The organism is Vibrio sp. 1159 (genome assembly GCF_033340395.1).
GTDB classification, from domain to species: Bacteria; Pseudomonadota; Gammaproteobacteria; order Enterobacterales; family Vibrionaceae; genus Vibrio; species Vibrio alginolyticus.
In genome coordinates this window covers 1-1129 of the sequence record NZ_JAWOWL010000159.1, presented here as the reverse complement: position 1 = coordinate 1129, position 1129 = coordinate 1, and the positions used below count along the sequence as shown (strand labels likewise).

Genomic DNA, 1129 nt, shown 5'->3' with positions numbered 1-1129 from the left:
CAAGAACTTGCTGAAAAATCAAAGCTTCAGTATCAACAAGCATTAGAAGCTGAGCTTCGCTCAACGATTACTACTGAGATCGTCCCAGCAGGGCCTTACTATTTTGCAGAAACCTACCATCAACAGTATCTTGCAAAGAATCCGGATGGCTACTGTGGCATAGGCGGCACAGGTGTTTGCTTCCCACCAAGCTTGCAAGGCTAATCAAACTGCACTGAAACGAGAAAGAGCGACCAAGGTCGCTCTTTTTAATCTTTCGTTTTTTGGGTTAACACGCCATGAATGGTTTAGGCGGATAATGATGAAATTGCTTGGTTTACTTCTTTAAAGACAGCCAGTCGCTTTTGATCTTTCACATCAGGAAGCAGCACTTTGCCATTATCAAAGCAGAAACTTCCCACCCCAACAATGAAGAATTGCCCTTTAAACAACGTCTTTACGAAGCGGGCCACTTGTAGTGGTCGATATACAGCAAACTCACGTAGCATAATTCACCTCAATTCCTTTGAGAAAACCCCGATTGCTTATTCTCTGCAACCTTAATGCGCATTTTGCGACGGAGTTCAGTGTAGCAAATTCTAACTACAACGCAACATTACACCACTGCATACGTTAAATAAATGTTATCAACAATTCTACAAATTTGCCGGGACTGGATATATACTGGCTTAACTCCCAAACCCAAACGGAATATAACAATATGAAAACTAAGACTCTCCTACCTCTACTGCTTGCTCTTTCTCCAAGTTTGGCTTTCGCACATAACTTGTCGGTTGGTGAAACCGTTCCACCAGCACAAGTTGGCGCATACGGTGAAATTGTTTTACAAGGTGAAGGTGTGGCTTACCAGCCTTGGGCAACACAGCATATGTTAGGTAAAGTCCGCGTAATTCAAGCGATTGCTGGTCGCAGCAGTTCAAAAGAGATGAACGCACCGCTGATGACTGCAATTACCGCCGCTAAATTCCCAGAAGATAGCTACCAGACCACCACCATCATCAACCAAGATGATGCGATTTGGGGCACTGGCTCATTTGTGAAATCTTCAGCACAAGACAGTAAAAAAGAGTTTCCTTGGTCATCAATGGTATTGGATGAAAATGGTTTGGTGGCGAACACTTGGGGGCTA

General features: G+C 43.8%; 3 protein-coding genes. 2 read left to right on the top strand and 1 reads right to left on the bottom strand.

The window, feature by feature from the left end:
- On the top strand, positions 1–204 hold a 204-nt coding region (locus R7127_RS26685; RefSeq protein WP_318148734.1), incomplete at its 5' end, for a peptide-methionine (S)-S-oxide reductase.
- Between the two features lie 83 nt (positions 205–287).
- On the opposite strand, the gene R7127_RS26680 is transcribed toward R7127_RS26685, so the two are convergent.
- Complete coding sequence (locus R7127_RS26680) at positions 288–488, bottom strand: DUF1107 domain-containing protein (protein ID WP_005454667.1); 201 nt, start codon at positions 486–488, stop codon at positions 288–290.
- 212 nt (positions 489–700) lie between these two features.
- Here R7127_RS26680 and R7127_RS26675 point away from each other — a divergent pair.
- Positions 701–1129 (top strand): YtfJ family protein (locus R7127_RS26675; protein WP_318148733.1); only part of this gene is annotated, 429 nt, incomplete at its 3' end.

Coding starts and splice junctions, on each gene's coding strand:
- R7127_RS26680 (WP_005454667.1), bottom strand. CDS start 488: ATGCTACGTGAGTTTGCTGTATATCGACCACTACAAGTGGCCCGCTTC.